The following is a 25,575-nucleotide window of genomic DNA, read 5'->3' on the forward strand; positions in this document are numbered from 1 at the left end:
GACCCCCGTGCCGGGACCACGGGGTGAGTACCGCAAGAGCGCCCAGCGGCGCGAGGAGATCCTCGACGCCGCGTTCGAGGTGTTCTCGCGCTCGGGCTACGCCGCGTCCTCGGTCAGCGAGATCGCCCGGACCGTGGGGATGACGCAGACCGGTCTCCTGCACCACTTCGACGGCAAGCTCGCACTCCTGCAGGCGGTCCTGGAACGTCGCGACCGCGACGCGCGGGAGGTCCTCGAGGGCCGCCGCGGGGTGGAGTGGCTGGCCGGGCTGCTCGAGATCAACCGGCGGAACACCGGACGGCGCGGGGTGGTGCAGCTCTACGCGATCCTCGCGGCGGAGGCCACGGTCCCCGACCACCCCGCGCGGCCCTACTTCGTCGACCGGTTCGCGGTCATCGTCGACGCCACCGAGCGGGCGTTCGTGCAGTGCCGCGAGGACGGGGTCCTGCGGCCCGGCGTCGACCCCCGGCAGACGGCCGTGGACACGGTCAGCCTGACCGAGGGCGCCCAGCTGCTGTGGCTGTCGGACCTGCCGGGCGTCGACGTGCTGGCGAGCGTGCGCCGCTGCATCGCGGCGGCCCTCACCGTCCCGTTCTGAGGACCGCTGCGTCGCCCGTCCCGGGGCCCGGGTGCCGCAGCCGGCGGTGCGCGGTCAGCGCCAGGGCCCCCAGCGCCAGGGCGGCCGAGGCGGTCGTGAGCACCGACGTGTGCCCGCCCACGAGGAACAGGCCCCCGGCCGCTGCGCCGGTCGCGATGCCGACGTTGAACATGGCGTTGACGACCGCCGGGGCCGCGTCGGGGCTGCTGGCCCACCGCATGGCGAGGGTCTGCAGGAGCGACGGCATGGCGGCGAAGGCGGCCCCCCACACCACGACGGTCACCGCCGTGCCCGTCCCCGAGTCCCGGAACACCGACAGCGCCGCGAGGCAGAGGACGGTCAGCACGATCGCGGTGCGCAGCGTCGCGACGGGGTGGTGGTCGGCGAGCGCACCCGAGGCCAGCACGCCGGCGAAGCCCGCGACGCCGTACCCGAGCAGCACGAGGCTGACGGCGCCGGCCGGGACCCCGGCCCGCAGCACCAGCGGGGTCACGTAGGTGTAGGCGCTGAAGTGGCCCAGGGCGAAGACGGCGGTCGTGATGGCCACGAGCAGCAGCCCCGGTCCGCGCAGCGCCGCGAGCACCGCGCGGCCCGGTGCGGCGCCCGCAGGCGCGCCTCCCGCGTCGGCGGGCAGGGCCAGGGCCGTGGCGCCGGCGAGGAGCACGAGGAGCAGCGACACCGACGCGAACGCCCACCGCCAGCCGACGGCACCTCCGAGCGCCGTGCCCAGGGGGACCCCGAAGGCGAGCGCGAACGTCGACCCGGCGCTGACCGCCGCGATGGCCCGCCCCGTGCGCCGGGGCGGGGCGAGCGCCGAGGCGGTGGCCACCACGACCGAGAACACGCCCGCGTGGGCCAGGCCCCCGAGCAGCCGGGCGACGAGGGCGAGCCAGAAGCGCCCCTCCGCGGCGACCACGAGCGCGTTGCTCAGCGCGTACGTCACCAGCAGGACGAGCAGGGCGCGCCGCTTGGGCCAGCGGGCCAGCACGGCCGTGACCGGGACGGCACCCGCGGCGACCACCAGGGCGTAGCCCGACATCCACCACCCGATGCGGGCCTCGCTCACCGCGAACGCGTCCGCGAGCTGCGGCAGCAGGCCGACGGGCAGCACCTCGGTGGTGACGGCCGCGAAGACGGCCGCGGCCAGCACGGCCAGCCGCGCCCACGGGAGGCGCTCGGCCGCGGCCGGCGCGAGGGGGACGGCGACCTGCTCGGTGGGACCCACGTCTGGCAATATACTCGCCGTTCGAGTCAATTGCTCCGCGACCAGCCGCTCCACGACGTCAGGGGGGACCGTGCCGATCAGCGCCCGCGGGCGGCAGCTGCTGCGCCTGGCCCACGAGCAGCCGGGGCTCACGCGCGCGGGAGCCGCTGCGCTGCTGGGCCTCAGCTCGGGTGCGGCCACCGACCTCGTCACCGCGCTGGCGCAGGCCCACCTGCTCGCGGAGGAGCCCGTCGCGCAGGCCGGCCGCCGCGGACGGCCGACCCGCCGCCTCGCGGCCCACCCGCAGGGGCCCGTCGTCCTCGCGGGCGTGCTCGCGCACGAGTCCTGGCGGCTGGTCGCCGTCGAGCTCGGCGGTGCCGTCCTCGACACCTCGGCCGGGACCCACCCCGGCACCGACGCCGCGCCCGTCCTGCGCGCCCTGCGCACGGCGGGCCGGCGCCTCGAGCGCCGGTTCCCGGGCCGCGTGCGGGGGCTGGGCCTCGCCGTCCCCGGGCTCGTGCAGGCGGGCCACCTGCTCGACGCGCCGATGCTGGACTGGCACGCGCTGGACCTGCGCCCCGCGGCGCCCGCGGGCGTCGAGCTCACCGCCGGCAACGACGCCACGCTCGCGGCCGTGGGCGAGGCCCGGCGCGGCGCGGCCGTCGGCACCGCCCTGGCGATCCACCTGCACGTCGACGCCGGCCTCGGCGGGGCCGTCACCGTCGCCGGGCGGGTCCTGGCCGGGGCGCGGGGCCTCGCGGGCGAGTTCGGGCACATGCCGTTCGGCGACCCCGCCGTCCGCTGCGCCTGCGGTGCCCGCGGGTGCTGGGGCACCGCCGTCGACGGCTCGGCGATGGCGCGCACCCTCGGCGACGGGCCGCCGCGCGACCCGGTCGCCTACGCCCACCGCGTCCTCGACCGCGCCGGCGGCGGGGACCCCGCCGCGCACCGGGCGCTCCGCGACGCGGGCACCGCCCTCGGCCGCGGCATCGCGGGCCTCGTCACCGGCCTGGACCCCGACCTCGTCACGCTGGGCGGGCTGGGCACCGACCTGCTGCACCACGTGCCCGGCGAGGTCCGGGCCGCGTTCACCGCCGGGCTGATGAGCTTCCGGCGCGACGCCCCGCCGGAGATCGCGGCGGCCGCGCTCGGCGTCGACGGGCCGCTGGTCGGCGCCGCGGAGGAGGTCTGGTCCCGGGTCCTGGGCGACCCGACGGACGGCGGGTCCCCGCTCGGGTGACCCCGGCCGCCTCAAGCGCGGCCCGGGCGTGTCGACACCTGATCGTGGCCGTGCTCCAGCCGACGCCACCGTCGGCGACCTCCCCGCTGGCCAGCGGTGCGTCCACGCCCCGCGGGCTCGCGGTGACGTCCGGGAGCTTCTACCTCGGCGGCGGGGTCACCGCGCTGCTCGTCACCTGGGGTGCCGTCGGCTTCGGCACGCCCGAGGGACGCTTCCTCACCGTCGTCGCCGCCCTGGCCCTCACCGTCGGGGCCGTCCTGCTCGCCTGGCGGCGCCCGCTGCCGGAGCCGGTGTGGCACGTCGTCGTCGCCGCCGGCACGGGGCTCGTGGCCGTCGCCGTGGTGGTGTGCCCCGACGAGGCCTCCGCCGTCGCGCTCTCGACGGTGTTCACGTTCATCGCCATCGACGCCTTCTGCTTCTTCCGCGTGCGCGAAGCCGTCGCGCAGCTGTCCCTGCTCGTCGCCGCCTCCACCACCTCGCTGCTGTCGCACGCCGACGTCGGGCTGGGCACCGCGGCGGGGGTGGCGGTCGTCCTCGCCTGCATCGCCTTCGTCGTGGGACGGCTGGTCGCGACGGCCTCCGGCGCCACCCGCGACCCGCTGACCGGACTGCTCAACCGGCGCGGCTTCGACCGCGCCTACGAGGAGCTGCTGAGCACCGCCGAGCGGACGCGCGCGCCGCTGTCGCTGGCGCTCATCGACGTCGACGACTTCAAGGCCGTCAACGACGGCCTCGGCCACGCGGCGGGCGACGAGCTCCTGCGCGGCCTCGCGGCGGGGTTCCTCACCGCCCTCCCCGCACCGGCCGTGGTGGCGCGGTGCGGCGGTGACGAGTTCCTCGTCCTCCTGCCCGGCCTGACGGGAGAGCGGGCCCTGGAGGTGGTGGACGGGCTGCGCCTGCCGGGCGGCGACGCGACGCTGTCATGCGGGATCGCGGAGCTGGCGGCGGGCGAGAGCGGCGCGGACCTGCTGCGGCGCGCGGACACCGCGATGTACGCCGCCAAGCGGGGCGGCCGCGACCGCAGCTCGCTCGCCGACGCCGGCTCCCCCAGCCTTGCGCTCGACCTGGCGCACGCCGTGCGCGCGGGCGACGTCGCGGTCGTGCTGCAGCCGATCCTGCGCCTGAGCGACCGCACGGTCATCGGGGTCGAGGCGCTGGCCCGCTGGACGCACCCCGTGCGGGGGCCGGTGTCCCCCGCCGAGTTCATCCCCGTCGCCGAGGCGGCCGGGCTCATCGACGAGCTGGGCCTGGCCGTGCTCGCGCAGGCCTGCCGCGACACGTCGCTGCTCGGCGAGGCCTGGGGCCTCCCGCTCCTGCTCACCGTCAACGTCTCGGGACGTCAGCTCGTCGCCCCGGGTTTCGCCGCCCGCGCCCTGTCGGTGCTGGCCGCCACCGGCTGGTCGCCGGCCGCCCTGGTGGTCGAGGTGACCGAGAGCCTGCTGGACGCGACCACCGCCGCGGCGACGAACAGCCTGAAGGAGCTGCGCGACGCGGGCGTGGCGGTGGCCATCGACGACTTCGGCACGGGCTACTCCGCGCTGAGCCGCCTGGACACGGTGCCCGTGGACGTCGTCAAGCTCGACGCCGACTTCATCGCCCACATCACGACGTCCCCGCGGCGCGCGGCGGTGCTGCGCGCCGTGCTGGACCTGTGCTCCTCCCTCGGGCTGGCCGTGGTCGCCGAGGGCGTCGAGCGGGCGGACCAGGCGGAGCTGCTGCGGCAGCTGGGGTGTCCCCTCGCGCAGGGCTACCTGTTCCACCGCCCGCTGCCGGTCGCCGACCTCGTCCGGCGCGACCCCGGGAACCTGCCGCCCGTGCCCGCGTCAGTTCCCGGACACCGAGAAGTGCTGGTAGTCCTTCAGGGTCCGCCACGACCCGCCCCAGGAGAAGCCCGCCGCGGCGAAGGCCTGCACGACCGCGTCGCCCGCGACGACGACCCCGGGCCGCGGTGAGCGGTCGACGAACGCGCGGCCCGCGGCGGGCAGCACCGTCGTGCCCTTGACGTAGGGGTTCTCCACCGGGTTCAGGTCGATCGCGGTGCCGTAGGAGTGCTCGGAGAACGAGGTCCCGCCCGTGGTGGCCCGGCAGTTGAACGCCGAGGTGTTGTCCGCGTCCATGGACGCGTCGTCGGAACCGCCGAACACGTCGACGGGCCGCATCGACGCGATCGGGTAGCGCAGCTCGTAGAGGCGGCCGAACACGTGCGCGGTCGCCTGCGCGACCGACGCCGCGACGACGATCGTGCCGCGGCGCGCGTGCCCGGCGGGGTCGAGGTAGGTGACGCTGACGGCGCGCAGGTCGGCCGGCCCGACGGGGCACCCCGGGCGCCAGCTCGCCGGCAGGTCGGCCGCCGTCACCCGCGTCACGGCCCACGTGTAGCCCGGCAGCGGGGCCTTCGCGGGCACCCGCGCGTGGCGTGCCACGACGGGGGCGTCAGCGCTGGTGGCGGCGACGGCGGCCGGCTGCGGTGACGCGGCGGCGACCGCAGACAGGGCGCCGGCGACCAGACCCAGCGCGACGGTGACGGAGCGGAGTCGTCCCATCGCCCGACCGTAGCGCCGGCGACCACCTCGACGCACGCACCCTGCTCGGCCCCGCTACCTCCGCGAGCGCAGCAGCTCCACCACGACGGGGACGAGCGAGACGACCACGACGACGGCGATGATCGGCAGCAGGTAGCGGTCGAGCCCGGGGATGCGGGCGCCCAGCACGGAACCCGCCAGCGCGACGCCCTGCGACCACACGAGCCCGCCGACGACCTGCCACAGCGTGAACCGCGCGGCGGGGACGCCCACGGTCCCCGCGAGCGGGTTCATGAGCGTCCGCACGACCGGGATGAAGCGGGCGATGACGACGGCCTTGCCGTGGCCGTAGCGGTCCAGGACGTCGGCGGCGCGGGCGATCCCGGCGGCCCGGCGGGGGTGCCCCTCGGCCCGCAGCAGCGCGGGGCCGGCGCGGCGCCCGATGAGGTACCCCACCTCGGCCCCCAGCAGCGCACCCGCCCCGGCCGCGACGAGCACCGGGGTGAGCGAGAGGTGCGCGGCGGACCCGGAGGCGGTGGCGGTGAGCAGCCCCGCCGTGAACAGCAGCGAGTCGCCCGGGAGGAAGAACCCCACGAGCAGTCCCGTCTCCGCGAAGAGGACGACGAACACCCCCAGCGCGCCGTAGGAGGCGAGGAGGTGGGTGGGGTCGAGGAGGCCGCTCACGCCCGGTCCGCCCCGGCCTCCGCCGGCGTCCTGCGCCCGGCGTCGCGGTGCCGCACCGTCACCAGGGCGACGAGGACGGCGATCGCGGCGAGCGCGACGAGGGCGACCGGCCCGTCGCCGACGCCGAGACCCGCCCCGACGTCGTGCGGCTTGGCGACCCAGTCCGCGAACGAGGCGCCCAGCGGGCGGGTCAGCACGTAGGCCGCCCAGAACGTCAGGACGGGGTTCGCCCCCGCCCGCCACGCGACGAGCGGGACGGCGATGGCGGCGAGGAACAGCAGCCCCGACGGGAGGAACCCGAGGTGGAGCGTCAGCCCCGTCAGGTCGCCCACCGCGGTGCCCAGCGCGAAGGTGGCGATGACCGTGGCCCAGTAGAAGCGCTCGCGGCGCGGCGTCGTGATGCTGTGGACGTCGACGGTCCCCTCGCTGCGCCACCACCAGGCGAGGAGGACGGCCACGGCGAGGGCGTACACCGCGGAGGTCACGTCGTACGACAACCCCGTCGCCACGTGCAGGACGTCCGCCACGATCGTCCCGAACACCGCGATCATCGCGACGCAGGTCCAGTAGACCGGCGGTGAGTACCGCGGGGAGCGCAGCTGCCACCGCAGCGCCAGCAGGAAACCCCCGACGCCCACGACGCCGCCGAGGACGAGGTTCGTCGTCCCCAGGTAGTCCGAGGCGGCCTCGCCCATCCCGGTCGTGAGGACCTTGACGAGCCAGAACACCGCGGTGATCTCCGGCACCTTGGGGGCGAGCACCGCGGCGGGTGCGGCGGAGCGGGGGGCGGGGGTCACGGGCATCTCCGATCGATCGGGCAGTGAGGTCGTCCGGTACCGCATCAGGCGTCCGGGTCGAAGCAGACGTCGAACGCGCTGAGGGGGTTGGCGACGTCGACACCCCGGGCGTCGGGGATCGTGAACCCGCCGAGCAGCTTGGCGGGGCCGGCCGCGGTGTAGCAGGCGTTCGCGTGCACCTGCAGCTCGAACTTCCCCTCCTGCGCGGCGCCCGTCTGGTCGGTGAAGTCGACGAGGCAGATCCAGTCGCTGCCGGCACCCACGTCGGCCACCGCGGGACCCCCGCGGTCGCACGTGCTCCGCGCCGCGGCGGCGGCGACGCTCACGTCGTGGCCGAGGATCCGCTGCTGGTCCACGTACAGGCGGCCGAACGCCGGGGTCAGCGAGTCCTCGACGCGCGCCCGCGTGACGTCGGGGTGGCCGGCGGCGCTCAGCCCGGCCACGAGCGCGGCGGCGACGGCGAGCCCCGCCGCCGGCCTCGCGACGGTCCTCAGGTTCCTCACGATCAGCCTCCGGTGATGTCGCGGCGCACCAGGGTGCGGTGGGCGACGGCCAGGCAGACCGCCGTCCAGGCCAGGGACACGAGGGCGCCCTGGACGAGCGGCCCCGTGACGGGGGTGGCGGTGAACAACCCGTGCCACGCCTCGAGCGGCGTGCTCAGCAGCGCGCGGCGCAGCCGGCCCGTCCCGCCCAGTGACCCCACGAGCCCCATGAGCAGGCCCAGCACCAGCGGCCCGACCACCCCCAGCGCGGGGTTGCGGGTCCGCACCGACAGCAGCACGGCCAGCGCCGTGTACCCGAGCAGCGGTGCCGCCGTGCTCGCCCAGGCGGCCGCGACGAGGGCGGCCGCCTGCGGCGCGCCGATGCTCTGCCCCGACAGCCCCGTCAGCGGCTGCGTGCCCACGAGCAGCACGCCCGAGGCGATCGCGCTGCCGCCCAAGACGACGAGGACGGCGGCGGCGAACGTCACGGCCGCCAGGGTCTTGGCCCGGAACACCTGCGTGCGGCTCACCGACCGGGTCAGCAGCGTCTTCCACGTCCCGTGCTGGTCCTCGCTCGCGAACACGTCCCCCGCGACGATGCTGGTCAGCAGCGGGAACAGGTACTGGGTGGCGAACCCGAGCAGCAGCAGCGGGACCGCGAACCCGCTGTCGTGCACGTGGCGGCCGAACAGCGTGTCCGCGGGCGGGCGCTGGCCCCGCAGCACGAGCACGACCAGCGGGGGCGCGATCAGCACCCCGGCCAGGACCGCCCGAGTGCGCACGAGGGCGGCGAGCTTGACCAGCTCCCACCGGTAGGCCGTCCACGTGCCCGGGGGACGCGGCGGGCGCGACGGACGGGGGACGAGGTGCGCGGCGGTCGACCTCTCGACGGCCCGGACCGGGGAGGGGTTCACGGGTGCACCTCCTGCCCGTCGGGGCCGGCGGGCGGACCCTCGGCGGGGGCGGGTTCGGTGAGCAGGAAGAACAGCGCCTCCAGCGGCGCCTCGCCGAGCGTGAGGCTGCGCACGGCCAGGCCGGCCCGCACGACCACGGAGACGTACAGGTCCACCGCCCCCTGCGTCCCGCGCACGGCCAGCTCCGCCCCGGCCCGCGCGACCTCCAGGCCGGGACGCCCCTGCGCCAGTTCGAGGGCACGGGTGTCGTCGCTGGTGCGCAGCAGGTGCGCCTGCGGCGGGGCCTGACGCCGGAGTTCCGCGATCGGCCCGTGGTGGGCCACCGAACCCCGCTTCATGATCGTGACGTCGTCGCAGACCTGCTCGACCTCGTCCATGTCGTGGCTGCTCAGCAGCACCGTGAGCCCCGACGCCGCGAGGCGCGCCACGAGGGCGCGCATGTCCCGGATGCCCGCGGGGTCCAGGCCGTTGGCGGGCTCGTCCAGCACGAGCAGGCGCGGGTCGCGCAGCAGCGAGGCCGCGACCCCGAGGCGCTGGCGCATCCCGAAGGAGTAGCCCGCCACCGCCTCCGTCTCCCGCCCCGTGAGGTCCACGACGTCGAGGACCTCCTCGACGCGCCCGGGCGCCGTGCCGCCGTCGAGGCCGGCGAGCAGCTGCAGGTTCCGCCGCCCGGAGAGGTAGGGGTAGAACCGGGGGCTCTCGAGGAACCCGGCCACGCCGTCCAGCGTCGCGTTGCCGTCGCGCGACCAGCTGCGCCCCAGCACCTCCAGGACCCCGGCGTCGGGGCGGACCAGCCCGAACAGCATCCGGAGGAAGGTCGTCTTGCCCGCGCCGTTCGGGCCGAGCATCCCGTGCACCTCGCCCTCGGCCACGTGCACCGAGATGCCGTCCACCGCGGTCAGGGTGCCGTAGCGCTTGGTCAGCCCCTCGGCCCGCACCGCCCACCCGGCGCGGGGCGCGGCGACGGCCCGTTCGGCGGTCGTCGGCTCGCTCGTCACCCGCACGACGGTAGGCACGCCACGTGAAGCCACGATGAAGGCCGCGGGTGGGTCACACTGGCCGGCGTGCGGGTGCTGATCGCGGAGGACGAGGTGCGGCTCGCGGAGCTGCTGCACCAGGCCCTGACCGAGGTCGGCTGGCGCCCGCAGGTCGTCGGCGACGGCACGGCGGCCCTCGCGGCCGCGCGCGCCGGGGGTGTCGACGTGGTGCTCCTCGACTGGATGCTGCCGGGCCTGCAGGGCCCCGAGGTGGTCGCCGCGCTGCGCGCCGAGGGGAACCTCGTCCCCGTCCTCATGCTCTCGGCCCGCGGTGGCCTGCAGGACCGGATCGCCGGGCTCGAGACGGGGGCCGACGACTACCTCGCGAAGCCCTTCGAGCTCGAGGAGCTCGTCGTCCGGCTGCGGGCCCTGCACCGGCGCGCGCAGCCGCCGTCCGCCGGGACCCTGCGCGCGGGCGACCTGCACCTGGACCCGGCCGCCCGCACCGTGACCCGCGCGGGGAGTCCCGTCGCCCTCTCGGCGCGGGAGTTCGACGTGCTCGCGGTGCTCATGGACCGCGCGGGCGAGCACGTCAGCCGCTTCGTCCTGCTCCAGGAGGTGTGGGACGGGAACACCGACATCGCGAGCAACGTCATCGACGTCCACATCGCCAAGGTGCGGGCGAAGATCGACACCCCGTTCCGGCGCAGCGCGATCCAGACGCTGCGCGGCGTCGGCTACCGCCTCGACCCCGCGGGCGGGTGAACCGCCTGCGCGGGCCGCGCGGCGTGCTCGCCCGACTGCCGCTGCGGCTGCGGCTGGTCGCCGGGTTCGGCGCGGCCATGCTGGTCCTCCTGACCGCGGCCGGCGCCTTCGTGTACTGGCGCGTCGGGTACGCGCTCGACCGCGGCCTCGACGTCGACCTGCGGGCCGCGGCGGACGAGGTGCGCCCGCTCCTCGCCGGTGACGGGACCTTCCGGGCCGCGGCCGCCGGCGTGCCCGAGCTGCGGGACGCGCAGGTCGTCGACGCCACGGGCCACGTCGTCAGCGCGGGGACGGACCTCGGCCCCGCACCGCTGCTGAGCGCGGCGTCCCTCGCGCAGGCCCGCCGCGGTCCCGTGACCGTCGAGGTGGGTTCCCTGCTCCCGATCAGCGCGCGCCCGCTGCGGCTGCTCGCGCAGCCCCTGGGCGACGCCGGCCTCGTCCTGGTCGTGGGGGTGCGGCGCGACGACCGCGACGAGGCGCTGCGGGAACTCGTGCTGCAGCTGACGATCGCCGGGCTGGGGGCCCTGCTCGTCTCCACCGTGGTCGGTGAGCGCCTCGCCAAGGCGGCCCTCGCGCCCGTCGAGCGCTACCGCGCCCAGGCGCAGCGCATCGCCGCCGGCGCCACGGGCGTCCGGCTCGACGTGCCGCCCGCGCGCGACGACGAGGTGACCCGCCTCGGGCGCACCCTGAACGAGATGCTCACGAACCTCGAGGCGTCGGTGGCGCGCGAGCGGCGGTTCGTCGACGACGCCAGCCACGAGCTGCGCACCCCGCTCACCGTCCTGCTGACGCGCGTGCAGCTCGCCCTGCGGCGCAGCAGGTCCGTCGCGGAGCACGAGGCGGTGCTGCGCGAGCTGCAGACCGACGTCGCCCGGCTCGTGGAGCTCTCCGAGGACCTGCTGGCCCTCGGTGCCGCGGACGCCGGGACCCCGCAGGCCGGGGCGACCGACGTGGTGGGGCTCGCCCGCGACCTGGCGCGCTCCACCCGCGACGGTTCTCCCGACCTGCCCGCCACGTGGTCGCTCACCGGCCCGGACGGGGGCACGGCTGCCGTCGACGTGCCCGAGGCGCGCCTGCGTCAGGTGCTGCTGAACCTGCTCACCAACGCGCAGCGGCACGGCGCGGACCCCGTCGCGGTCACCGTCGGGACCGCCCGCGGCGCCGCGGGAGACGTGGTCGTCCTCACCGTCACCGACGCCGGACCCGGAGTTCCTCCCGCGTTCCTGCCCCAGGCCGCCGAGCGGTTCGCCCGCACGGCCGAGGCGCGCTCCCGCCCGGGTTCCGGGCTCGGCCTCGCCCTCGTGGACGCCGTCGTGGCGGGTTCCGGAGGTGAGTTCCGCCTCTGCTCCGGCGGGGTCCACCACCGCTTCGAGCAGCGCCACGACGTCGCCTGCACCCACCCCGACGACGTCACCGCCGCCGTGGTCCTCCTGCCGCGCAGCGCCTCCGGCCGCTGAGGTCAGGCGCCCAGGACTCCGAGGTGCTCGAGCAGGATCCGGGTGCCGATGCGGTCCTCGTCCGCGGCGTCGTCCTCGCGGGCGGTGACCGCCTCGTGGACCATCTTCACCCCGATGAGGAGCAGCAGGCCGAAGGCGATCCAGTGGTCGACGGCCTCGATGCGGTCGCGGAACCCCCGGCCCAGCGCCCAGCCCAGCAGCGGCATGAGGGCCTGGAACCCGCCGAACGCGAGGACGAGGGCGACGGCGTCGCGGACGGTCAGCCGCCGCAGGTGCAGGCCCTTGGCCAGCGCGACCGCGAAGGCGTCGGCGGACACGCCGACGGCGATCACCAGGAGCGTGAGGAGGGACATGGAGCGCGGGAGCCGATCCGGTGCGGGGCCGGCGAGCAGTCGCTCGCCCGCCGGGATCCTGCCACACCCGGGGCCGTTCCCCGAAACCCCGGCGCCATCCAGAACCGTTGTCCCGCAACAGCTTGACGTCCGTCACGGCGAAACCGCGTTGTCGGCCCGCCGTCCGCCGCGAGTGCGGTGCACCGAACTCCGCCGTGCGGCGGACCGGCGGGCGGCGGACCGGCGGGCGTCAGGGCAGCAGGCGCGCGTCCCGGTAGCGCTGCAGCGTGGCGAGCAGGGCCCGCTCGGTGCTGACGTAGCCGGTGAACCCCGCCAGCCGGCTGTTGGTCATGTCGGCGATGACCTCCATCGGCCGGCCGAGGTCGCTGTCGGTGTGCCACCACGACGCGACGCGCGTGACGTCCGGCTCGGCGAGCCCGTGCTCCGCGACGAGGCGGTCCCACACCTCCTGCGCGCCCGCCATCTGCTCCTCCAGCGGCTGGGGCTCCTCGCCCGGACCCACCGGCTCGACCCCGAGGTCGGCGGCGAGGCGCACCCAGAGCCGGCGCCAGCGCACGACGTCGCCGTTCACCACGTTGAAGGCCGTGTCGGCGGCCGCGGGCGTCGTCGCGGCCCACAGCTGGTGGTCGGCGAGCTGACCGGCGTCGGTGACGTCGACGACGCCGTTCCACTGCGCGAGCGAGCCCGGGAACACGAACTCCCCGCCGGTCGCCCGCACCACCGCCGCGTAGGCGCCGAGCGTCGAGGCCATGTTCATCGCGTTGCCCACCGCGAAGCCGAACACGGTGTGGGAGCGGTGGACCGACCACGTGAACCCGTGGCGGGCCGCGGCGGCGAACAGCTCGTCCTCCTGCGCGTAGTAGAAGTTCTCCACGGGCAGGCGCTCGGCGTCCTCGAGGAACGGGGTGTCCGGCACCTCGCCCTGGGCGTAGGCCTCGAACGGCCCCAGGTAGTGCTTGAGCCCGGTGACCAGCGCGACGTGCTGCAGCGAGCCCTGCTCCCCCAGCACGCGCAGCAGGTCGCGGACCATCCCGCCGTTCACGCGGATGTTCTCCGCCTCGGTGTCCTGCCGCGCCCACGCGGTGATGAACACGTGCGTGGGGCGCAGGTCCGCGAGGGCGGCGGCGAGCGCCTCCGGGTCGCCCGCGAAGAGGTCCGCGGGCACGTGGGCGACGCCCTCGACCGTGGGCGTCCGGCGGGAGATGCCCGCCGTGCGCCAGCCCGCCGCGACGAGCTGCTCGCCCAGCGCCGTCCCCGTGATCCCCGTGGCACCGACCACGAGCGCGTGCGCCCCGGGGGGCGGGGTCCGCACCGGAGTCGGTGCGCGGTCGGGCGCCGGGGCGCCGTCGCGGCCGCTCGCCTGAATCTCGGAGTATCCACTCATGTCAGCATCGTATCCAGTGCGCGAGGACCCGCCACCCCGCCGGGAACTCCCGGGGCGCACTACGCTGACGCCCGTGACCGCGCACGAGCCCACTGCCGCAACGGCTGACGGCGCGGGCATGACCGCCGCGCTCGACGAGGCCCTCGCCCGCGTGCTGCGCGGGGCCCGGCTCGCGCGCGGGCTGAGCACGGCCGCGCTGGCCGCCGCCTCCGGGGTGTCGCGCGCCTCGATCGTGAAGGTGGAGCGGGCCGACTCCCAGCCGAGCGCCGCCCTGCTGGCGCGGCTCTGCCCGCCGCTGGGCCTGACCCTGTCGGAGCTGTTCGCCCGGGTCGAGGGTCCGGGCACCGCCGCGGACCGGGTGTCCCGGGCGCAGGACCAGCCCGTCTGGACCGACCCGGGCACCGGGTACGTGCGGCGGAACCTCTCCCCCCGCTCGGCCTCGACCCTGGAGCTCACCGAGATCCTGCTGCCGGCCGGCGCGCAGGCCACCTACCCCGCCCAGGCCTACGCCGACCTCCACCAGCAGCTGTGGGTGCTCAAGGGGACGCTGCGCCTGCGCGAGGGCGCGCAGGTCCACGACCTGGGGGCCGGGGACTGCATCGAGCTCGGGCCGGCCGCGGAGTGCAGCTTCGCCAACCCGGGCCGGGCCGCCAGCCGCTACCTCGTCGCGGTGTCCCGGCGCCGCCCCTGACGCCTGCCCCGTCGACGGTCCCGTCACGGGACCGGCTGCGGCGCAGACCGGTCAGCCGCCGGCGGGGGACCGCACCGGCGCGAGCCAGAGCCCGACGAGGGCGTCCACGAGCCCGTCCGCGCAGTCGGACCAGCTGGCCCGCGCGGGCCGGCGCCCCTCCGCGAGCGCCGTCTCCCGCTCGGCCAGCACGTGCGTGACGAGCAGCCGGACCATGTCGCTGCGCTCGGCCCGCGCCGCGGCGGGCAGGTCGGGCAGGCAGGTCTGGAGGCCGTCGACGATGCCGCGCAGCGACGGGGAGCGCATCGCGGTCTCGACGACGAGGGCGTGGCGGCGGGGGTCGGCGGCGAGCTGCGCCGACAGCCGGGCGTACCAGGTGGGGTTCCCCAGCTGCTGCAGGTGCTGCGCCGTGGGCCGCACGAGCCCGTCGACCCAGTCGCGCAGCTCGGTCGAGCCCTGGACGCGGGCGAGGTGGAGCGCGCGGAGCTCCTCGACAGCGCCCGCGTGGCGGGCGACGACGGCCTGCACGAGGTCCGCGGCCGCGCCGAAGTGGTAGGTCACGGCGGCGTTGTTGCCCTGCCCGGCGGCCGCGCTGATCTGGCGGTGGGAGACGTTGTCGACGCCGTGCTCGGCGAACAGGCGCTCGGCCGCGTCGAGGATCGCCTCGCGGGTGGCCTGCCCGCGCGGGACGGGCCGCGCCCCGGGGGCGCCCCCGTCGTGCTCGGCCTGCGTCCTGCGCGCCACCGCGAGCGCCCCTCTCTGGTTGCCTCTTGAAACGACCTGCCGGGTGTGCTCCACTAAGTCAAGCACTTGACTTAACTGTAGCCCCACCCGACCGAAGGACCAGCATGTCGTCCTCCTCCCCCGCCGCCGCGCCGGCGACCTCCGCGCCGCACCACGGCCCCCAGCCCGGGCTGGTCGTCGGGATCCTCGCGCTGGCCGGGATCTCCGTCTCGCTCATGCAGACGCTGGTCATCCCGATCGTCGGCCAGCTGCCCGTGCTGCTGGGCTCGACGCCCACCAACACGGCCTGGGCCATCACCGCCACGCTGCTCGCCGGCGCCGTGGTCACGCCCATCGCCGGGCGGCTGGGCGACATGCTCGGCAAGCGGCCCGTCCTGCTGGCCAGCCTCGCGGTCATGGTCGCGGGCTCCGTGGTCTGCGCCTTCGCCGACTCGCTGCTGCCGATGATCGTCGGGCGCGGCCTGCAGGGCTTCGCGGCGGGCGTCATCCCGCTGGGCATCAGCCTCATGCGCGATGTCCTTCCCGCTGAGAAGCTCGGGCCCGCCACGGCCCTCATGAGCGCCTCCCTCGGCGTGGGCGGCGCGCTCGGCCTGCCCGCCGCCGCGCTCATCGCCGACAACGCCGACTGGCACGCCCTGTTCTGGGTCGCCGCCGGCCTGGGCACCGTCGTCCTCGTCCTCATCGCCGCCCTCATCCCCGCGCCCCGCGGCGCCGCCCGACCGGCCGCGCGCTTCGACGTGCCGGGCGCGATCGGCCTCTCCGCCGCCCTGGTCGCCCTGCTGCTCGGCGTCTCCAAGGGCAAGGACTGGGGCTGGACCAGCGCCACGACCCTCGGCCTGCTCGCCGCCGCGGTGGTCCTCGCGATCGCCTGGGGCGCCTGGGAGCTGCGCACCGCGCACCCGCTGGTCGACCTGCGCACGGTCGCCCGCCGCCAGGTGCTGCTGACCAACGTCGCCTCGCTGGTCTTCGGCTACGCCATGTTCGGCATGTCCCTGGCGCTGCCGCAGATCATCCAGCTGCCGGCCGCCACCGGGTACGGCCTGGGCGAGTCGATGCTCGTCGCGGGCCTCGCGATGGTGCCCGGCGGACTGGTCATGATGGTGACCGCCGGGGCCTCCGCGAAGGTCACCCGCGCGCACGGGCCCAAGGTCAGCCTGATGATCGGCGCGGTCGTCGTCGCCGCGGGCTACGTGCTGGGCGCGGTGTTCATGGACGCCGTGTGGCAGCTCTCCGTCGTCTCGGGCGTCATCGGCGCCGGCATCGGGTTCGCCTACGGGGCCATGCCCGCGCTCATCATGTCCGCCGTCCCCGCGAGCGAGACGGCCTCGGCCAACAGCTTCAACACCCTCGTCCGCTCGGTCGGCAGCTCCGTCTCCAGCGCCGTCGCCGGCGCGGTGCTCGCGGCCTCTGCCACGACCCTGGGCACGGTCACCGTCCCCTCGCAGGACGGCTTCCGCACGGTCCTGCTCGTCGCGGCCGGGGCCGCCCTCGTCGCGCTGGTCGTCGCGGCCTTCCTGCCGCGCCGCACGGCGACCGCGCAGCCCGCGGCCCCGCTCGCGACACCCGACCCCGCCTCCCCCACCACCGGGTCCCCCACCGGCGCCGCCGTTCCCGGCCCCCGCGTCCGCCACTCCACGGCCGGGGACGCTCCCGCGGCCACCGCCCCGGGCGTCCGGGGCACCGTCTCGGCGGCGGGCGCGCGCCCGCTGCCCGGTGCCGTCGTCACCGTGACCGACGCCGCGGGACGACAGGTCTCCCGCACCACCACGGGCCCCGACGGCCGCTTCGAGCTCGCCGTCCCGACGGGCGGGACGTACCTGCTCATCACGGCGGCACCCCAGCTCGCGCCGCACGCGACGCTCGTCGCCGTGGCCGACCGGCCCGTCACGCAGGACGTCCGCCTCGCAGGGCGCTCCACCGTGACCGGACGCGTCCTCGCGCCCACCGCGCAGGACCCCGCGGACACGGTCCCGGTCGTGCCCGGGGCGCTGGTCAGCCTCACCGACGCCACGGGCCACGTCGTCGCGACCAGCACGACGGACGGCTCGGGCACCTACGAGTTCAGCTCGCTGGCGGGCGGCGCCTACGTCCTCGCCGCCCAGGCCACCCGGCACCGCCCCACGGCGGTCGGCGTCGACCTCGGCGACGACAGCGCCTCGACGCTGGACCTCGTCCTGACCCCCGGCGCCCACCTCGCCGGCACGGTGACGGCGGGGCCGGGGCAGCAGCCGCTGGCCGACGCCGTCGTGACGCTCGTGGACGAGGACGGTCAGGTGGTCGCCCGCGCCACGACCGGTGGCGACGGCGGGTACCGCTTCGCCGACCTGCCCGACGGCGAGTACGTCCTCACCGCCGCGAGCTACGCACCCACCACCCGGCGGGTGTCGCTGGCGGGCGGGCGCGTGCACGCGACCGACGTCCACCTCGGCGCCGAGCCGGCGGACGTGCCCGCGGACGTGCCCGCGACCGCCTGACGGCCACCACCCGGCGTCGGCCCCGGGCTGCGTGCGGCACCGTCCGCGCGCAGCCCGTCGACGCCCCTGCCGGTGACGCGCTGTGGTCGAGGTGCTCCAATCGGTGAGAGCGACGGGCAGGCGGCCCGCGCTGGTCCCCGGGGAGGGCACGTGGTCCGGCGAGGTCGGCGGTGGCAGCGGGCGCGACGGCTGGGCGCCTGGCGCGCTCTGGCGGGCGCCCTCGTCGTGCTGTCGCTGGCGTGCGCGGCCCTGGTCCTGACCGGCCCCACGCGGCCGGGACCGCCGCCCAGCCGGGGCCTGCCCGACCTCTTCGCCGAGGACGTGCGCAACGCCCCGGGCGCGGCCGGGCGGGCGGCGGACCCCACCCGGGTGCCCCTGGACCAGCAGCTCAACCTCGACGCGGGCAAGCTCATCGGCGCCGGGCTGGTCACCGAGGTCCGCATCACGCAAGGCCCCCGGGTGGTGGTCTACCGGCGGCACACTCCCCCGGACGACGAGGTCAGCCGGCCGCTCGCGCCGGTCGACGAGTACCTCGACGGCGAGCGCTACCTCATCGAGGTGAGCGTGGCCCAGCCCGCGGACCTCGCGGCGCTGCGCTGGCGCCACGCCGTGCTGCAGGTGCTCGTCGTGACCCTGCTGGTGCTCGCCGCGGGCGGCCTGTGGGTCAGCCGCCGCCGCCACGCCGAGCAGGAGCGCATCACCCTGGTCGACCCCCTGACGGGTGCCGGCAACCGGCGGCAGCTGCAGCGCCTCGCGGCCCGGGCCCTGCGCGACCCCGCCGGCGGGCGGCGCCACGCCCTGCTGCTCGTGGACCTCGACCGGTTCAAGCAGCTGAACGACCGCTTCGGCCACGCCCACGGCGACGCCGCGCTGCGCCGGCTGGCCGGCGCGCTGCAGGAGGCCGTCCGCCCCGGCGACCACGTCGTGCGCCTCGGCGGGGACGAGTTCGCCGTCCTGCTGCACGACGTGCCCGGCGAGCCCCGGGACGCGCTCCTGCTGCACCAGGTGCTGCAGCGCGTCCGCCAGCAGCTGCCGGACCTCGGCGTCAGCGGCGGCGGGGCCGTCTGGCCGCGCGACGCGGCCGACCTGGCCGGCCTGACGCACGCCGCGGACCAGGCGATGTACGCCGACAAGCGGCGGCGGCGCGAGACCCTCGACCTGCGCGCCACCGACCCCGCCACCCGCTGACGGGCGCGGCTCAGCGGTCCGCGGTGCTCCGCCCGGCCGCCGCCGCGTCGTGCGAGCCGTCGTGCGCCACGTCGTGCGAGCCGTCGTCCGCCGGCCGGGTCGCGCCCAGCACCAGGTCGACGGTCCCCGCCACGCCGTCCTCGACCCGCACCGTCCTGGCCACGGGCGCGTAGCCGACCGCGGTCAGCGTGTACGGGCCGCCGGTGAGGTCGTCGAAGCGGAAGCCGCCGTCCTCGTCGCTGGCCACCGTGTCGACCACGGCGCCCGCGGCGTCCACGAGCGTGAGGGTGGCCTCCCGCACGGGCCGCCCGGAGGCGCTGACGGTGCCGACGAGGCGACCGCCCGCGCTGAGCCGGACGTCCGCGGTCGCCTCGCCCGCCTCGGGGACCTCGACGCCCTGCGCGACCGGCCGGTGGGAGTCCGACAGCGCGCTGAGGACGTAGGAACCGCCCGTGAGGCCGTCGACCCGGTAGGCCCCGCCGGCGTCCGTGCGGGTCGTGGCCACGACGGCGCCGCGGACGTCGAGCAGCGTCAGGACGACGCCGGCGACGCCGTGACGAGCGGCGGGGGCGTCGGCGGCCGAGACCCGCCCGGTGAGGGCGGCGGCCCCGGCCAGGCGCAGGTCCCGGCGCACGGGCCGGTCGGCGACGGCCACCGAGGCGGCGGCGGGCCGCACCCCGCCCGCGGCCACGATGAGGACGTAGGTGCCCCCGGCCGTCAGCGGCAGGGCGAAGCGGCCGTGCTCGTCGCTCGCCCCGCGCGCGACCTGGCGCCCCGCGGAATCGGTGACGGTGAGCGCCGCCCCGGCCAGGGCGCGACCGGCGCCGTCCAGCACGGTGCCGTGCACGGCCGGGCCCTCGACGGCGGCGTGCGCCGGGGTGCGCGGGGCGGGCACCGCAGCGGCCGCGGGGACCTGCCCGCCGTCCTCGGCCGCGAGCAGCGCGTCGAGCCCGCGGCCCTCGGCGTCCACGTTCGGCACGAGGCGCTGCATCCAGCGCGGCATCCACCACGCCGCCTCGCCCAGCAGGGTGAGAGCGGCCGGCACCAGGACCATCCGCACGACGAGCGCGTCGACGAGGACGCCCACGGTCAGCGCCATCCCGATCGTGCCGATGGTCGCCTCGCCCGAGAACGCGAACCCGGCGAACACCCCGCACATGATGAAGGCGGCCGAGACGACGACCGGGGCGGAGCGGCGGAAGCCGGCCAGCACGGCGTGGGTCGGGCTGTGCCCCTTGGAGTGCGCCTCGTGGATCGCCGAGACCAGGAACATCTGGTAGTCCATCGCGAGCCCGAACAGGATGCCCACGACGAGGACCGGCATGAAGCTCAGCAGCGGAGCGGGCTGGGCGACGCCGAACACGGCGGAGAGCCAGCCCCACTGGTAGATCGCGACGGTGGCGCCGAGGCTCGCGCCCAGCGACAGCAGGAACCCGAGGGTGGCCAGCACCGGCACCGCGAGGGAGCGGAACAGCATCACGAGCAGGGCCAGCGCCAGCACGACGATGAGCGCGATGTAGACCGGCAGCGCGTCGTTCAGGGCCTGGGTGACGTCGATGTTCAGGGCCGTCTGACCGGTCACGAGGACGTCGGCGCCGGGCGTCGAGGCGACCGCGGAGCGGATGTCGCGCACCAGGTCCGCCGTCGCGGCGTCCGTCGGGCCCGACCCGGGGACCACGGTGATCAGCTGCGTGCTGCCGTCCGCGGAGGGCACGGCCGGCGTGACGGCGACGACGTCGCCCAGGGCCTGCACCTGCCGGGTCACGGTGGCCGCGGCGGTGGCCACGGCCTCCGGCGCCGACCCGCTGCGGCCGTCGACGAGGACGACCAGCGTCGACTGGCTGCCCTCGCCGAAGCCCTCGACGAGCAGGTCGTAGGCCTGGCGCGCGGAGCTGTCCGGGTCGGCGTTCTCGGCCGACGGCAGGGCGGTGCGCATGCTCAGGACGGGCACGGCCGCGGTGCCGACGACGAGGACCGCGGCGAGCAGGGCGAGGACGGGGTGGCGGGTCACCGAGCGCGACCAGCGGCCGAGGAACCCGGGGCCGGCCAGCGTCGCGTCGGACACGTCCGCGGCCTGCTGCCCCGACTGCGCGACGGCGTCCGCCGCGCGGAGCCCGGCCAGGTCGCGGTGGCGCTCGCGCGCGGGCAGCACCCGGCGGCCGAGGACCGTCAGCAGCGCCGGCACCGCGGTCAGCGCGATGAGGACGGCGACCGCGACGGTGGCCGCGGCGGCGAGGCCCATCTGGGTCAGGAAGGGGATGTCCACGACGGCGAGGCCGACGAGCGCGACCACGACGGTGGTGCCGGCGAAGACGACGGCCGTGCCCGCCGTCCCGGTGGCCTTGGCGACCGCCTGGGCCACGGGCGCACCGGCCCGCAGCTCGGTGCGCGTGCGGGCGAAGATGAAGAGCGCGTAGTCGATCCCGACGGCGAGGCCCAGCATCGAGGCCAGCGCCGGGGTCGTGGTGGAGAGGCTGACGACCCGGCCGAGGGCGGTGATGCCGAGGACGCCCACGCCGACGCCGATGGCGGCGGTCAGCAGGTTCGCGCCCGCGGCGGCCAGGGAGCCGTAGGTCAGCAGCAGCACGATGAACGCCACGACCACGCCGACGGCCTCGGCGCTGTGCGCGCCGCCGCCCTCGGGCAGGTCGGAGGTCACCTCGACGCGGACGTCGGCACCGCCGGCGGTGGCGTCGTGGTCGGTCGCGGCCTCGAAGGCGGCGCTGGTGTCCGCGCTGACGTCCCCGGCGGCGGTGGCGAAGGTCACGGTGGCGGCGGCGATGGTCTGGTCGGCGTTGACGCGCGGCATCTGCGGCGCCAGCGGATCGCTGACGGCCGCGATCCCGTCGACGGCGCGCACCTGCGCGAGGACGTCCTCGAGCGCCGCGGCGTTCGCGCCCGTGAGGGTCTGCCCCGCCGGCGCCTGGAACACGACGGTCGCGCTCGCCCGGTCGGCCCCGTTGGAGAACTCCCGCCCCAGGACGTCGAGGCCCTGGCTGGCCTCGGTGCCGGGGATGGAGAACGAGGTGTCGGGAGACGCGCTGCGCGGCAGGCCGAAGGCCAGCGCGGCGACCGCGGCCAGCAGCAGCGCCCACACGCCGAGGACGAGGCGGTGGCGGCGGGCGCTGAAGCGGCCCAGGCGGTAGAGCAGGGTGGCCATCGGGGCTCCTCAGGGGTGGACGGACGTCCGTCGGCTCCGGTGGCGACGTCGCACGGTAACCGCGGAACCAGCCGAGCGGCAAGCGCGGGCGCTGCCGATCGGCTAGTTCCCGCCTTGCCGAGCGGCAAGCGGGCGAGGCTGCGGAGGGGCTACGCTCGGCACCGGGGTCCGAGACCCGGGACGCCCCACCCGCCCGTTCGCCCGACCGCCGACAGGAGCACCGTGACCACCGCAGTCCACGACGACCGGGCCGGCACCGGAGCCGGCCGCGCCCGGCTGCAGGAGGCGGCGCTGCGCCTGTTCGCCGAGCACGGGGTCAGCGGCACGTCGCTGCAGATGATCGCCGACGACGTGGGGGTCACCAAGGCCGCCGTCTACCACCACTACAAGACCAAGGACGAGATCGTCCTGGGCGTGGTGACGCCGCTGGTCGAGCGGCTGCAGCCCGTGCTGGAGGACGCGCAGGCCAAGCGGGGCCGCCGCGCGCAGGTCGAGGCCGTGCTCGAGGGGCTCGTCGACCTCGTCATCGACGCGCGCCGCGTGTACCGGGTGATGGCCAGCGACCCCTGCTACCCGGCGCTCGCGGCGCACGAGCCGCTGCTGCAGGGGGTCGGCGAGGGACTGGTCGCCCTGCTGTCCGGGCCCGAGCCGGACGAGGAGACGTGCGTGACGGTCAACCTCTTCCTCATGGGCCTCGTCGGGCCCCTGCGCGCGCCCGACTGCGCCGACGTCGCCGACGACACGATGCGCCGCACCCTGCTCGACCTCGGCCGCCGCCTGCTGCTGCCCCGCCGGGCCGCGCGCGCCTGAGCGGCCCCCGACCGGGCCGGGTGGCCGCACCGCGGCCCGTCACCGGCGGCGCACCCGCAGCGGCAGTGAGGCCCACGCCCGCATGGTGTTGTTCAGGTGCCGCCGCGGCGTCTCCGCGAGTTCCACCGTCTCGACCCGCTCGAGCAGGGCCTGGAGCACGGACTCGGCCTCGAGCCGGGCGACGTGCTGCCCGACGCACTGGTGCAGGCCCATGCCGAAACCCACGTGCCCCGACGGGTCGCGCCCGAGGTCGAACTCGTCGGGCCGCTCCCAGCGGCGCGGGTCGCGGTTCGCGGCGCCGAGGAACATGACGATCTTCTCGCCGTCGGGCACCACGGCGCCGCCGATCCGCACGTCGCCCGTGGCGGTGCGGAAGAACAGCTGCACGGGCGAGGCCCAGCGCACGGCCTCGTCGAAGGCGACCCGGGCCAGCCGGGGTTCCGCGCGCAGCCGCGCCCACTGCGCGGGGTGGGTCGCGACGGCGTGCAGGAGCGCCGCGAGGCCCTGCACGGTCGTGTCGACCCCGGCGGACAGCAGCGAGCGCACGACGAGCGGCGCCTGCGCGGGGGTGATGTCGCCGCGGTCGGCCGCAGCCCAGATCGCGGCGCCGAAACCGCCGGGCCGCAACGCCTCCCGCGCGCACTGCGCGTCCACCCACGCCCCGTGCTCCGCCCGCCGCGGGGCGCCCCGCGCGACGAGGGAGTTCGCGGGGCCGAACGCGTTGAACAGGTGGTCGCCGTAGGGCAGCAGGTGCTCGCGGCCCTCGGTGCCGATCCCCACCGCGTCGGGGAACACGCGCAGCGGGAACGCCTCCGCGATCGCCGGCACCGCGTCGAACTCCTCCTCCCGCAGCACCTCGTCGACGAGGTCGCGGGCGTCGGCCGCCCACTGCTCCCGCAGCCGCCGCAGCGCCCGCGGGGAGAGCACCTTCTCCAGCACGACGCGGGGCGCGTCGTGGTGCGGTGGGTCGGTCTCCAGCAGCAGGCTCGGCGGTCGCCACGGCGGTTCCCGGCGGAAGTTGCTGAGCCCCACGCCGGCGCCGGACGCGAACGCCTGCCAGTCCACCAGGGCGGCGTGGACCTGCTCGTAGCGGCCGAGGGCGTAGACGTCGTAGCGCGACAGGTGCACGACCGGGCCGGCGTCGCGCAGGGCGGCGTGGAACGGGCCGGGGTCGCCGAGCACCTCCTCGCCGAAGGCGTCGGTGTCGTCGACGGGCAGCGGCGCGGGGGTGGTCGTGGCGGGGGTGGTCGTGGCGGGGGCGGTCGTGCTCACGGGTCCTCCTGGGCTGGTGGTGGCGGTCAGACGTCGAGGACGAGGCGCCCGGAGCAGGCCCGCGAGACGCAGACGAGCAGGCAGTCGCCCGCCGCGCGCTCGGCGTCGTCGAGCACGCTGTCGCGGTGGTCGGGCACGCCCTCCAGCACCGCGGTCTCGCACGTCCCGCAGAGCCCCTGCCCGCACGAGGACAGCACGCGGGCGCCCGCCCCCTCCAAGGCCTGCAGCACGGTCGTCGACGCGTCGACGACGACGCTCGTGCCGCTGCGGGCGAGGACGACCTCGAACGGGTCGCTGCGCACGGGGGCGGCCTGCGCCGCGGCGCTGAACCGCTCGGTGCGGACGGACCCCGGGGGGCGGCCGGCGGCGGCGCGCTCGGCGTCGGCGACCATGCCCGCGGGCCCACAGCAGTAGACGCGGGCCTGCGGGCCGGCGGCGGCCACGAGCGCGGCCACGTCCAGGCGCCGGCCCTCGTCGCGCGCGTGGACCGAGACCCGCGCCGGGTCCCCGGGCAGGTCGGCGAGGAAGGGCATGGCCGCCCGCGAGCGCCCGCCGTAGGCCAGGTGCCAGTCGGCGCCGAGGCGCTCGGCCTGCTCGATCATGGGCAGCAGCGGGGTGATGCCGATGCCGCCCGCGAGGAACAGGTACTCCTGCGCGGGCACGAGGGGGAACGTGTTGCGCGGGCCGCCGACGCCGACGAGGTCGCCGACCGCGAGGTGGTCGTGCACGTGCGCCGACCCGCCGCGGCCGGCCGGCTCGCGGCGGACCGCGACGCGGTAGGTCAGCGGGTCGTACCGGTCGCCGCACAGGGAGTACTGGCGCACGACCCCGCCGGGCAGCACGAGGTCCACGTGGGCGCCGGGCGCCCAGTCGCGCAGCCGGTCGCCGGCGGGGTCCGCGAGCACCAGGACGACGACGTCGCCCGCGGTGAGCTCCCGGGCCACCACCCGCAGGACGGTGCCGCCCGCCTCGGACCCTGCCCCCGGACGGGTCCGGGCGTCGCGCTGCTCTCCCACGTCTCCTCCTCGAGCTCGGGGAGGTCAGCGTGCGGGCAGCGCCGGGTCCGGGGCCAGGGGGTTCTCACCCAGTGAGAGACCGGCTCGCCCGGGGCCGTCGCCCGGCACCCCCGCGGACAGCCGGCGGGTGGTGCCGCGGGCCGCGGCCTGCAGCGCGGGCACCAGCCGCCGCGCCGCCGAGGTGGCGGGCACGATCGCGGACAGGGCCGCGACGACGTCGCCGCGCCCGTCGCGCACGGGCACGGCGATGCCCGTGGCCTCGGGGTGGACGTGCCCGACGCAGAGCGCGTAGCCCTGCGCGCGCACGCGGGCGACCTCGGCCCGCAGCCGCGCGGCCGTCGTGATGGACGCGGGCGTCAGGCCGGGCAGCTCCGCAGCCTGCACGTGCGCGCGCACCTCCTCGGGGGCGGCGGCCAGCAGCACCAGCCCCGAGGAGGACAGGTGCAGCGGCAGCCGGCCCGCGATGCGCGAGAGGTTCACGACGGCGCCGGCCGCGCTGAGCCGCTCGAGGTGCAGGACCTCGTGGCCGTCGAGGACCGCGAGCTGGACGTGGTGGCCGACCACGCCGTGCAGGTCCTGCAGGGAGGGCATCGCGGCCTCGCGCAGGCCCAGCGTCGGCGAGGCCCGCGAGGCCAGCTCCCACAGGCGCACCCCGGGCCGCACGCGCCGGTCGTCCAGCCGGACGAGCAGACCCTGCTGCACGAGCTCGGCCACCAGCCGGGACGCGGTCGCGACGTGCAGCCCGGAGCGCCGGGCGATCTCGGACACCCCCAGCGCGGTGTCGCCCGGGGCGAAGGCGTCGAGCAGCCGCACGACCCGCGACACCACGGACTCCCCCGGCACCCG

At 76.9% G+C, this 25,575-nt stretch carries 22 protein-coding genes and 1 pseudogene; 9 read left to right on the forward strand and 14 right to left on the reverse strand.

Going from position 1 to position 25,575, the window contains the following annotated elements; genetic code table 11:
* Window positions 1-7 precede the first annotated feature (7 nt).
* Window positions 8-598, forward strand: coding sequence for a TetR family transcriptional regulator (locus F1544_RS01505; protein ID WP_167581181.1), 591 nt, complete (start codon window positions 8-10; stop codon window positions 596-598).
* On the opposite strand, the gene F1544_RS01510 is transcribed toward F1544_RS01505, so the two are convergent.
* Window positions 582-1,823: an MFS transporter gene (locus F1544_RS01510; RefSeq protein WP_308469818.1), complete on the reverse strand. Its 1,242-nt coding sequence runs from the start codon at window positions 1,821-1,823 to the stop codon at window positions 582-584. The genes F1544_RS01505 and F1544_RS01510 overlap by 17 nt on opposite strands.
* A gap of 70 nt (window positions 1,824-1,893) precedes the next feature.
* Between F1544_RS01510 and F1544_RS01515 the strand changes: the two genes are divergently transcribed.
* On the forward strand, window positions 1,894-3,042 hold the full coding sequence (locus F1544_RS01515; protein WP_308469819.1) for an ROK family protein: 1,149 nt from the start codon (window positions 1,894-1,896) through the stop codon (window positions 3,040-3,042).
* A gap of 554 nt (window positions 3,043-3,596) precedes the next feature.
* A pseudogene (locus tag F1544_RS23765) lies at window positions 3,597-4,796 on the forward strand (putative bifunctional diguanylate cyclase/phosphodiesterase); the annotation flags it as partial.
* 69 nt (window positions 4,797-4,865) lie between these two features.
* Here F1544_RS23765 and F1544_RS23770 read toward each other — a convergent pair.
* The 6 genes from F1544_RS23770 to F1544_RS01545 are packed head-to-tail and all read right to left on the reverse strand — an operon-like array spanning window position 4,866 to window position 9,439.
* Entirely contained in the window at window positions 4,866-5,585 is a 720-nt protein-coding gene (locus F1544_RS23770; RefSeq protein WP_244307595.1) for a M15 family metallopeptidase, read from the reverse strand.
* A 54-nt stretch (window positions 5,586-5,639) separates the two neighbouring features.
* A complete protein-coding gene (locus F1544_RS01525; RefSeq protein WP_167581189.1) occupies window positions 5,640-6,248 on the reverse strand; it encodes a DedA family protein in 609 nt (202 codons plus the stop codon).
* On the reverse strand, window positions 6,245-7,051 hold the full coding sequence (locus F1544_RS01530; protein WP_167581191.1) for a COG4705 family protein: 807 nt from the start codon (window positions 7,049-7,051) through the stop codon (window positions 6,245-6,247). The genes F1544_RS01525 and F1544_RS01530 overlap by 4 nt, the downstream gene beginning before the upstream one ends.
* Window positions 7,052-7,089: 38 nt before the next feature.
* A complete protein-coding gene (locus F1544_RS01535) occupies window positions 7,090-7,548 on the reverse strand; it encodes a hypothetical protein (RefSeq protein WP_167581193.1) in 459 nt (152 codons plus the stop codon).
* A gap of 2 nt (window positions 7,549-7,550) precedes the next feature.
* Window positions 7,551-8,441: an ABC transporter permease gene (locus F1544_RS01540; RefSeq protein WP_167581195.1), complete on the reverse strand. Its 891-nt coding sequence runs from the start codon at window positions 8,439-8,441 to the stop codon at window positions 7,551-7,553.
* On the reverse strand, window positions 8,438-9,439 hold the full coding sequence (locus tag F1544_RS01545) for an ABC transporter ATP-binding protein (RefSeq protein ID WP_167581197.1): 1,002 nt from the start codon (window positions 9,437-9,439) through the stop codon (window positions 8,438-8,440). Before F1544_RS01545 ends, F1544_RS01540 begins: the two co-directional genes overlap by 4 nt.
* Window positions 9,440-9,505: 66 nt before the next feature.
* On the opposite strand from F1544_RS01545, the gene F1544_RS01550 reads away from it, so the two are divergent.
* Window positions 9,506-10,183, forward strand: coding sequence for a response regulator transcription factor (locus F1544_RS01550; protein WP_167581199.1), 678 nt, complete (start codon window positions 9,506-9,508; stop codon window positions 10,181-10,183).
* On the forward strand, window positions 10,180-11,640 hold the full coding sequence (locus tag F1544_RS01555) for an ATP-binding protein (RefSeq protein WP_208971046.1): 1,461 nt from the start codon (window positions 10,180-10,182) through the stop codon (window positions 11,638-11,640). The genes F1544_RS01550 and F1544_RS01555 overlap by 4 nt, the downstream gene beginning before the upstream one ends.
* 2 nt (window positions 11,641-11,642) lie before the next feature.
* Here the strand turns inward: F1544_RS01555 and F1544_RS01560 are convergent, their stop codons facing one another.
* Both F1544_RS01560 and F1544_RS01565 read right to left on the reverse strand, forming a co-directional pair.
* Window positions 11,643-11,993: a manganese efflux pump MntP gene (locus F1544_RS01560; protein ID WP_167581201.1), complete on the reverse strand. Its 351-nt coding sequence runs from the start codon at window positions 11,991-11,993 to the stop codon at window positions 11,643-11,645.
* A gap of 229 nt (window positions 11,994-12,222) precedes the next feature.
* Entirely contained in the window at window positions 12,223-13,377 is a 1,155-nt protein-coding gene (locus tag F1544_RS01565) for an SDR family oxidoreductase (RefSeq protein WP_167581203.1), read from the reverse strand.
* A gap of 118 nt (window positions 13,378-13,495) precedes the next feature.
* On the opposite strand from F1544_RS01565, the gene F1544_RS01570 reads away from it, so the two are divergent.
* Window positions 13,496-14,068: a helix-turn-helix domain-containing protein gene (locus tag F1544_RS01570; RefSeq protein ID WP_167581391.1), complete on the forward strand. Its 573-nt coding sequence runs from the start codon at window positions 13,496-13,498 to the stop codon at window positions 14,066-14,068.
* A 51-nt stretch (window positions 14,069-14,119) separates the two neighbouring features.
* Here F1544_RS01570 and F1544_RS26005 read toward each other — a convergent pair whose 3' ends face one another.
* A complete protein-coding gene (locus tag F1544_RS26005; protein ID WP_208971047.1) occupies window positions 14,120-14,875 on the reverse strand; it encodes a TetR/AcrR family transcriptional regulator in 756 nt (251 codons plus the stop codon).
* A gap of 38 nt (window positions 14,876-14,913) precedes the next feature.
* Here F1544_RS26005 and F1544_RS01580 point away from each other — a divergent pair, with 38 nt between their 5' ends.
* Together F1544_RS01580 and F1544_RS26010 are read left to right on the forward strand one after the other, a co-directional pair.
* A complete protein-coding gene (locus F1544_RS01580) occupies window positions 14,914-17,283 on the forward strand; it encodes an MFS transporter (protein WP_167581205.1) in 2,370 nt (789 codons plus the stop codon).
* Between the two features lie 150 nt (window positions 17,284-17,433).
* Window positions 17,434-18,471: a GGDEF domain-containing protein gene (locus tag F1544_RS26010; protein ID WP_308469821.1), complete on the forward strand. Its 1,038-nt coding sequence runs from the start codon at window positions 17,434-17,436 to the stop codon at window positions 18,469-18,471.
* A gap of 10 nt (window positions 18,472-18,481) precedes the next feature.
* Here the strand turns inward: F1544_RS26010 and F1544_RS01590 are convergent, their stop codons facing one another.
* Complete coding sequence (locus F1544_RS01590) at window positions 18,482-21,631, reverse strand: MMPL family transporter (protein WP_167581207.1); 3,150 nt, start codon at window positions 21,629-21,631, stop codon at window positions 18,482-18,484.
* A gap of 222 nt (window positions 21,632-21,853) precedes the next feature.
* Between F1544_RS01590 and F1544_RS01595 the strand changes: the two genes are divergently transcribed.
* Window positions 21,854-22,441 (forward strand): TetR/AcrR family transcriptional regulator, encoded by a 588-nt coding sequence (locus F1544_RS01595; RefSeq protein WP_167581209.1) that lies wholly within the window; start codon window positions 21,854-21,856, stop codon window positions 22,439-22,441.
* A 39-nt stretch (window positions 22,442-22,480) separates the two neighbouring features.
* On the opposite strand, the gene F1544_RS26015 is transcribed toward F1544_RS01595, so the two are convergent.
* From F1544_RS26015 to F1544_RS26025, 3 genes are read right to left on the reverse strand one after another with little or no spacing between them, the layout of a single operon-like run.
* The gene (locus F1544_RS26015; protein WP_167581211.1) at window positions 22,481-23,713 is read right to left on the reverse strand and encodes a cytochrome P450; all 1,233 of its coding nucleotides are present in this window, start codon (window positions 23,711-23,713) and stop codon (window positions 22,481-22,483) included.
* Between the two features lie 26 nt (window positions 23,714-23,739).
* The gene (locus F1544_RS26020) at window positions 23,740-24,729 is read right to left on the reverse strand and encodes a PDR/VanB family oxidoreductase (protein WP_208971048.1); all 990 of its coding nucleotides are present in this window, start codon (window positions 24,727-24,729) and stop codon (window positions 23,740-23,742) included.
* A gap of 24 nt (window positions 24,730-24,753) precedes the next feature.
* Window positions 24,754-25,572 (reverse strand): IclR family transcriptional regulator, encoded by an 819-nt coding sequence (locus F1544_RS26025; RefSeq protein ID WP_208971049.1) that lies wholly within the window; start codon window positions 25,570-25,572, stop codon window positions 24,754-24,756.
* Window positions 25,573-25,575 lie beyond the last annotated feature (3 nt).

It is taken from the genome of Kineococcus rubinsiae, from assembly GCF_011839805.1.
GTDB lineage: Bacteria > Actinomycetota > Actinomycetes > Actinomycetales > Kineococcaceae > Kineococcus > Kineococcus rubinsiae.

What these genes read in the sequence shown, in the direction of transcription:
- F1544_RS23770 (WP_244307595.1), bottom strand. Translation starts at nt 5,585, where the DNA reads ATGGGACGACTCCGCTCCGTCACCGTCGCGCTGGGTCTGGTCGCCGGC.
- F1544_RS01530 (WP_167581191.1), bottom strand. Translation starts at nt 7,051, where the DNA reads ATGCCCGTGACCCCCGCCCCCCGCTCCGCCGCACCCGCCGCGGTGCTC.
- F1544_RS01560 (WP_167581201.1), bottom strand. Translation starts at nt 11,993, where the DNA reads ATGTCCCTCCTCACGCTCCTGGTGATCGCCGTCGGCGTGTCCGCCGAC.
- F1544_RS01565 (WP_167581203.1), bottom strand. Translation starts at nt 13,377, where the DNA reads ATGAGTGGATACTCCGAGATTCAGGCGAGCGGCCGCGACGGCGCCCCG.
- F1544_RS01570 (WP_167581391.1), top strand. Translation starts at nt 13,496, where the DNA reads ATGACCGCCGCGCTCGACGAGGCCCTCGCCCGCGTGCTGCGCGGGGCC.
- F1544_RS01580 (WP_167581205.1), top strand. Translation starts at nt 14,914, where the DNA reads ATGTCGTCCTCCTCCCCCGCCGCCGCGCCGGCGACCTCCGCGCCGCAC.
- F1544_RS01590 (WP_167581207.1), bottom strand. Translation starts at nt 21,631, where the DNA reads ATGGCCACCCTGCTCTACCGCCTGGGCCGCTTCAGCGCCCGCCGCCAC.